The 7,548-nt window shown below is 40.8% G+C and carries 6 protein-coding genes and 1 pseudogene; 2 read left to right on the forward strand and 5 right to left on the reverse strand.

What is annotated here, in order from left to right; all coding sequences use genetic code 11:
• Positions 1-520, forward strand: a pseudogene (locus K6G87_RS08095) (phenylalanine--tRNA ligase subunit beta); the annotation flags it as partial.
• 302 nt (positions 521-822) lie between these two features.
• Positions 823-2,310 (forward strand): aminopeptidase, encoded by a 1,488-nt coding sequence (locus tag K6G87_RS08100; RefSeq protein ID WP_296835695.1) that lies wholly within the window; start codon positions 823-825, stop codon positions 2,308-2,310.
• 226 nt (positions 2,311-2,536) lie between these two features.
• Here the strand turns inward: K6G87_RS08100 and K6G87_RS08105 are convergent, their stop codons facing one another.
• The 5 genes from K6G87_RS08105 to iorA all read right to left on the reverse strand — a co-directional run bounded on the left by K6G87_RS08105 (position 2,537) and on the right by iorA (position 7,192).
• Positions 2,537-2,956 carry an ACT domain-containing protein gene (locus K6G87_RS08105; RefSeq protein ID WP_296835697.1) on the reverse strand — a complete coding sequence of 140 codons (420 nt, stop codon included), beginning with the start codon at positions 2,954-2,956 and terminating at the stop codon, positions 2,537-2,539.
• A gap of 27 nt (positions 2,957-2,983) precedes the next feature.
• The gene (locus tag K6G87_RS08110) at positions 2,984-4,285 is read right to left on the reverse strand and encodes a phenylacetate--CoA ligase family protein (RefSeq protein ID WP_296835699.1); all 1,302 of its coding nucleotides are present in this window, start codon (positions 4,283-4,285) and stop codon (positions 2,984-2,986) included.
• Positions 4,286-4,306: 21 nt separating this feature from the next.
• The gene (locus K6G87_RS08115; protein ID WP_296835700.1) at positions 4,307-4,717 is read right to left on the reverse strand and encodes a PaaI family thioesterase; all 411 of its coding nucleotides are present in this window, start codon (positions 4,715-4,717) and stop codon (positions 4,307-4,309) included.
• A gap of 154 nt (positions 4,718-4,871) precedes the next feature.
• A complete protein-coding gene (locus tag K6G87_RS08120) occupies positions 4,872-5,447 on the reverse strand; it encodes an indolepyruvate oxidoreductase subunit beta (protein ID WP_296835702.1) in 576 nt (191 codons plus the stop codon).
• Positions 5,444-7,192: an indolepyruvate ferredoxin oxidoreductase subunit alpha gene (gene iorA / locus K6G87_RS08125; protein WP_296835704.1), complete on the reverse strand. Its 1,749-nt coding sequence runs from the start codon at positions 7,190-7,192 to the stop codon at positions 5,444-5,446. The genes K6G87_RS08120 and iorA overlap by 4 nt, the downstream gene beginning before the upstream one ends.
• Between the last annotated feature and the right edge of the window lie 356 nt (positions 7,193-7,548).

The raw sequence follows: 7,548 nt of genomic DNA on the forward strand, positions 1-7,548 counted from the left end.
CAATGTTGCAGATACTCTTCATGTAAGCTTTAAGTATGAAGCTGGCAATAAGCCATTCCTTCACCCTTACAGAACAGCTAAGATTCTGTGCGATGGCGTTGAAGTAGGTTACCTTGGACAGATCACATATGAGATCCAGGACGCAGAAGATATGAGAGTACCTGCATATGTAGCTGAGATCGATATGGACGCTCTTTCCAAGTATTATGAGAACGTGCCTTCATTCGTTCCGCTTTCTAAGTTCGATAAGCAAAAGCGTGACCTTGCACTTATCATGGACAAGACTACAACCTGCGGCGAAGTAGAAGATGCTATCTATTCATCCTGCAAGTATGTAACAGATGTTAAACTTTTCGACGTATATGAAGGACTTCCAATTCCTCCGACAAAGAAGAGTATGGCATTCACTATAACCTTCACTCCTAAGGATGAAGAGCTTACAGATGAAGTAATAAGCGGATATGTAGACAAGATGCTCAGAAAGCTTCAGTTCACAATGGGAATTGAGCTTAGAAGCTGATTGTAAATTAGTATATTTAGCGCGAAGCTGCTTATGTAAGTGGTTGTTTATGCAAGAAATTGCTTATGCAAGGTATTGCTTTTGTAAGATACTGTTTATGCAATATACTGCTTATGTAAGCTTTGCGCTTATATAATGATTTTAGTGTTAGACAGTGCTAATAATAAAATAATTATGTGCTTTTTATTAAAAAAAGCTGATTATTTCCCAAAACTACTATTGTAGTAGGAAATAATCAGCTATAATATTGAGCTGTAGCAGAGTGAAATTAATATTAATTTTTTTATATAAGGAGAGAAATTATGCTCAGAAAGAACACATGGGCTACTTACACCCAGAAACAGATGAAAGAAGCTGACAAATTTGCAGAGGATTACAAGAACTTCCTCGATAATGCCAAGACTGAAAGAGAAGCTATTGATACTATCGTAAATGATATTGAAGCTGCCGGATATGTAGAGCTTTCTACTCTTATAGGCGGAAGAAAAAAGCTTAAGAAGGGCGATAAGGTTTATTCTGTATGGATGAACAAATCTATCGTTATTGCTCAGATCGGTTCTGAACCACTTGAAAATGGTCTTAACATTCTTGGTGCTCATATCGATTCTCCTCGTATCGATGTTAAGCAGAATCCTCTTTATGAGAAGAGCGGAATAGCTTACCTTGATACACATTACTATGGAGGAATCAAGAAGTATCAGTTCGTAGCTATGCCTCTTGCTCTTCACGGCGTTGTAGTTAAGAAGGATGGAACAACATGCCAGATCAATGTTGGTGATGATGAAGATGATCCGGTATTCTTCATTTCTGATATCCTCATCCACCTTGCTCAGGATCAGATGACTAAGCCTGCAGCTAAGGCTATTGAGGGTGAAGCTCTTGATCTTGTTATCGGTAATAAGCCATTCATCGTAGAAGGTGACAAGAAGACAAAGGCTGCAAAGAAGAATACAAAGCTTACAGCTGGTCAGCAGTATGCTCTTGATGCTGAAGAACTTTCAGGAGCTGAAAGCAAGAAGGTATCAGGCGCTGTAAGACGCGGTATGCTTGCTATCTTAAAAGATAATTATGGAATCGAAGAGGAAGATTTCCTTTCAGCAGAACTTGAAATCGTACCTGCTGGTAAAGCAAGAGATGCTGGTTTTGACAGATCAATGGTACTTGGATATGGTCAGGATGACAGAGTATGTGCTTATCCTTCAATGAGGGCTATCCTTGAAGTATCTAACCTCAAGAAGACAGGTGTATGTATCCTTGTTGATAAGGAAGAGATTGGCTCTGTAGGTGCTACAGGTATGCAGTCACACTTCTTTGAGAATGCAATTGCCGAGATCATGAATCTCTGTGGACAGTATTCAGATCTTTCACTTAGAAGATGTCTTGCAAACTCATGCATGCTTTCTTCAGACGTAAGTGCTGCATATGATCCTTCATTTGCAGGATGCTTCGAAGAAAAGAATGCAGCATTCCTTGGCGGCGGTCTTGTATTCAATAAGTTTACAGGTTCACGTGGTAAGTCAGGATCTAATGATGCTAATGCAGAGTACCTTGCAGCAATCAGAAAGGTATGTGATGACAACAAGGTTAACTTCCAGACTGCTGAGCTTGGTAAGGTAGACGTTGGTGGCGGCGGAACAATCGCTTACATCCTTGCACTTTATGGAATGAATGTTGTTGATGCAGGTGTTCCTGTACTTAACATGCACGCACCTTATGAAGCAACATCTAAGGCTGATATCTATGAGTCACTTCGCGGATATAAGGCATTCCTTACAGATATGGATTTCTAATTATTTGATCATAACAGCGATCATGATATAAGGATCATAATATAAAGTGATAAAAACCCGGCTAACTGGTAGTGCAAAAGCATTTCCAATAAGCCGGGTTTATTAGTTTAAATATAATTTTAAATTAATCAGGACTATTACTTATGTAACTCAAATTCGCAAGGATAGAGACATGTTTATGTGTGAAGTCTGAGTTATGTAATAAAATCCGCAGTTGATCAAGGTGTTAAATGTCATCCTGACTATATAGCTTCACATTCTCATTTTTAAGAACTTCCAATGTCTTTTCCAGATCATCTGTCTTCATTGCGATAGAAGCACCGTCATCATTTAGTGACAGACCATATACGTATTGTATATTAATGTTGTTTTGCTCAAGGCTTTTTACTACCTTTTCAAGACTTCCGACAGCCTGAGGGATAGATACGACGATGACATCGTTGACCCTTGATGTTATACCGTGTTCTTTGAGGAGCTCATGTGCTTTTGCAGGGTCTTCGCAGAGCATTCTAAGAACTCCGAATTCACTTGTATCTGCAATTGATATTGATAAAATATTTATTCCACTTCCGCTTATTATTGAGAGGACATCATTAAGGCGTCCGGTTTTATTTTCCAGGAAAATAGAAAGCTGTTTTACGAACATATTTACTCCTTTCTGCACACTAGGCGTTTAGCTATAAAGCTTTCTCTTATCGATAACGTGTTTGGACTTGCCATCAAAATGCTCAAGGCCATTGGGCTCGACAAGTTTAACCTTTGCATTAAGTCCAATTGCACTCTTAAGTTTATTATGAATCTCATTTGAAAGTTTCTCAAGTCCGCGAACTTCATCAGTAAAAACTTTTTCTGCAACTTCTACCTGAACTTCCAGTGTATCAGTATTGTCAACTCTGTCAACTACAAGCATGTAGTGAGGAGTTGTTCCATCGATGTTGAGAAGAGCAGCTTCTACCTGTGAAGGGAATACGTTGACGCCTCGAATTATGAGCATATCATCGGTACGGCCCTTGAAGCGCTGAATTCTTGCCATTGTTCTTCCGCATTCACACTTGCCGATTTCAAGTGATGTAAGATCTTTGGTACGATAACGGATAAGAGGCATTCCTTCTTTGGTAAGATTAGTGATAACAAGTTCACCGCTCTGACCTGGTGCAACATCCTTGAGCGTAGCAGGGTCAACGATCTCAGGAAGGAAATGATCTTCCCAGATATGAAGGCCCTTGTGGTGCTCGCAGTCGCAGGCAACTCCGGGACCGCAGATCTCTGTAAGACCATATATGTCATAGGCTTTGATATTAAGCCTTTTTTCCATTTGGTCACGCATTTCATCTGTCCATGGTTCAGCTCCGCAGATTGCAGTTTTAAGGTGGATCTTATCAAGTACTCCGGCCTTTTCCACGTCTTCAGCAACGTGAAGAAGATAAGACGGGGTGCAGGCTATGGCTGTTGCCTTGCAGTCGATCATCATGTCTATGAGTTTTTGAGTATTACCTGTAGACATAGGAAGTACGAGGGCTCCGAGGTATTCAGCACCATAGTGGGCTCCAAGACCTCCTGTGAAGAGACCGTATCCGTAGCCGACCTGAATTATATCATCTCTTGTGATGCCTGCCATTGAAAGGCATCTTGCAACACATTCAGACCACATGTCTATATCACGCCTTGTGTATACACCAATCTTGGGCTTACCTGTTGTTCCGCTTGAAGCATGAACACGTACAAGCTCTGATGTTGGAACAGCAGCAAGACCGAAAGGATAAGTTTTATTAAGGTCTTCATAGGTAGTGAACGGGAGCTTTTCGATATCTTCAATTCCCCTGATATCCCCTGGCTCAAGGCCCAGCTCCTGCATCTTTTTGCGGTAATATTCAACATTGTGATATACCTTGTTTACAACCTTGACAAGTCTTGCACTTTGAAGATTTGCAAGTTCGTCCCTGGACATGCATTCTTTGGTTTCATTCCATATCATGTTTGTCTCCTCCATATATATTTACTTTTTTCTTATCTTGCTTCCTGTTGTTATGACCCTGCATAGTTCCTTGTTATCATCAGAGTAGATGCATATTTCATATACGCAGGTGGATCTGCCGTCTCTGACAAGGTCAGCTTTGGCAGTAAGTGTACCGCTGTTTACAGTTCTCATAAAGCTTATGGAGCTTTGAAGCGTCACGGTTACATATTCTGAATCTATATCAGAATTGACAGCGACTGCAAAAGCAAAGTCTGCCATGGTAAAAAAGACTGCGCCCATCAGTGATCCGACTGCGTTCATATGTCTGTCATCAATAGTAAGTCTTACCTGGCTGTGCCCTGGCTCTGCCTTTATGATCTCGATTCCTGTAACTTCTGTTGCATATTTGTCTTTGGCAAAAAAATCACGTATTTCATCCAGTGTTCTCAACGTTATCTCCAGTTTAGCGACTTAAAGTTTTATAACTTGTAGTTTCATATATTCAATTTGCTTATTAAATAATTAAAATGATGTAGGTATAAAAAGTACCTTTTGACCCTTACGTCATAAAATGCTCACCACTAAAAAGTGATGAGCATTCAAATTATGCCTTACGTCCTAAGTCGAAGGCTTTTTTATTAAGTTCAATGAATTTGGGCGGAACACATTCTTCCAATGCTTCAAGCCATTCTGCTTCTGTCACATCGGTAAAATATGTAGAAAAGCGTCCCATAAGAACTACGTTGGCAGCTTTGGCACTTCCTGCTTCCATAGCGATTCCAAGAGCATCAATGGCATCGACCTTGGCTCCTGATTCTTTCATCTTGTCAATAAGACCTTCAGGATAAGTTGCAGCACCTGTTATTACAGGCATTGGATCCATCTGCTGGTTATTGACGATGACCTGTCCGCCAGGCTTTAAGTTGGCCATATAGCGGGCAGCTTCAAGTGTTTCAAAAGAGATGATGTAATCTGCTTCTCCTTTATCAATAATAGGAGAGTAGACCTTATCGCCGAATCTTACATATGTTACAACGCTTCCGCCTCTCTGGCTCATGCCGTGAACTTCGGAAACCTTGACATCTACACCTTTTTTGAGCATTACGTGTCCAAGGAGCTTACTTGCAAGAAGTGATCCCTGGCCGCCAACGCCGACTATCATTACATTTGTGGTATTCATCTTATTGTCTCTCCCTCCTGTGTTTCAAATGCATCGAAGTGGCACAGTTGTGTACATACATTACAGCCTACGCAGAGAGTAGGGTCTACATGAGCTTTGCCATTCTTCATAGAGATTGCAGGGCATCCGATCTTCATACAGGATTTGCAGCTCTTACATTTATCTGTATTAACCTTTATTGGAGGGTTGTGTTTAACATTCTTTAAAAGTGCGCATGGGCGGCGGCTGATGATAACAGAAGGAGCTTTCTTTGCTAGTTCTTCTTTGACCGCGCTTTCGCATTCAGCGATATTGTATGGATCAACTACTCTGACGCTTTCAATACCCATAGCCTTACAAAGAGCTTCGAGATTGATCTTTCCTGCAGGATCACCTTTGATGTTGTAGCCTGTTGTAGGGTTCTGCTGATGTCCTGTCATTCCTGTAATTGAATTATCAAGAATGATAACTGTTGAGTTGGTCTGGTTATAAGCTATATTTGCAAGACCTGTCATACCGGAGTGCATGAAGGTTGAATCTCCGATAACTGCTACAGTCTTATTCTCACTATTTTCCCCAAGTGCCTTATTAAATCCGTGGATGGAGCTTACGGAAGCGCCCATACACTCAGTTGTATCAACTGCGTTAAGAGGCTGGGCTGATCCGAGAGTGTAGCATCCGATATCGCCAAGGACTGTTATCTTGTTCTTGGAAAGGGCATAGTACATACCTCTGTGAGGACATCCTGCGCACATTACAGGTGGTCTTACAGGAAGATTTTCAATTGGAGTGCAGTGAGGCTTTTCGGGCTGTCCAAGCTTTGATGCGATAAGTCCCTGAGAGAACTCGTCGATCATTGGGAATGTATCCTTACCTGTAACTGTAAGGCCAAGAACCTTGCAGTGGGTTTCAATAATAGGATCAAGCTCTTCGATTACGACAAGCTTATCAACTTTAGCTGCAAAATCCTTGATGAGATTTACAGGAAGAGGATTTATAAGACCGAGCTTAAGAACGCTTACGCTGTCACCAAAGACTTCTTTGACATACTGATAAGAAGTGGAAGAGGTGATGATACCCATCTTGGTATCTGCCATCTCAACGCGGTTGAGATCAGTTGTTTCAGCATATTCTATAAGCTTTTGGGTACGCTCTTCAACGAATGGATGACGTCTCTTTGCATTTGCAGGCGTCATGATATATTTGGATGGATTCTTTTCATAAGTCTTTACAGGCTGTTCTACTCTGTCATGGAGTTCTACAATACTCTGAGAATGAGCTACTCTTGTGCACATCTTAAGAAGAACAGGTGTATCGAACTCTTCTGAGATCTCATAAGCTCTCTTTGCAAAGTCAATAGCTTCCTGTGAGTCTGATGGCTCAAGCATAGGGATCTTGGATGCGATAGCATAGTGACGTGAGTCCTGCTCATTTTGTGAAGAATGCATGCCGGGATCATCTGCTACATTGATAACAAGGCCTGCATTAACTCCTGTATAAGCTATTGTAAAAAGAGGATCTGCCGCAACGTTAAGACCAACGTGCTTCATGGCACAATAGCTTCTCTTACCTGCAAGTGATGCACCAAAGGCTGTCTCCAGCGCTACCTTCTCATTTGGCGCCCATTCGCAGTAAATTTCATCATATTTTGCAGCTTCCTCCGTGGTCTCGGTACTTGGTGTACCGGGATAGCTGCTGGCAACACATACACCTGCTTCGTACAGACCGCGTGCAAGCGCTTTATTGCCTAACATTATTTCTTTCATGACTGTATCTCCTCCTAATTTTTTGCCAATACTTCCTTCTATTATATATTAAAGCGTTAAAGTATGGAAGTAATTTCTATGACAGATTAAAAAATTCACAATTTAAAACCATGTATGGTGGGGATATCTTATTTGCAGACTTCGCACATAAAAATATGCTCCTATCCTTGAGAATTTGAGTTATTAAGAAAATATCTCAGTAAGGAATGCCTTGATAATTGTGAACAAAGTTTAACAGGCTTAAAAATAGATATATGCTATTATAAAGGTTCATGGATTTAATTAATTGCACGATATAATAGATAGCTTGGAAAATGGGAATGAAAGTATGTGGCAAATATCGTGTGAACTACACA

It is taken from the genome of Butyrivibrio sp. (assembly GCF_024699075.1).

What these genes read in the sequence shown, in the direction of transcription:
- K6G87_RS08100 (WP_296835695.1), top strand. Translation starts at nt 823, where the DNA reads ATGCTCAGAAAGAACACATGGGCTACTTACACCCAGAAACAGATGAAA.
- K6G87_RS08105 (WP_296835697.1), bottom strand. Translation starts at nt 2,956, where the DNA reads ATGTTCGTAAAACAGCTTTCTATTTTCCTGGAAAATAAAACCGGACGC.
- K6G87_RS08110 (WP_296835699.1), bottom strand. Translation starts at nt 4,285, where the DNA reads ATGATATGGAATGAAACCAAAGAATGCATGTCCAGGGACGAACTTGCA.
- K6G87_RS08120 (WP_296835702.1), bottom strand. Translation starts at nt 5,447, where the DNA reads ATGAATACCACAAATGTAATGATAGTCGGCGTTGGCGGCCAGGGATCA.
- iorA (WP_296835704.1), bottom strand. Translation starts at nt 7,192, where the DNA reads ATGAAAGAAATAATGTTAGGCAATAAAGCGCTTGCACGCGGTCTGTAC.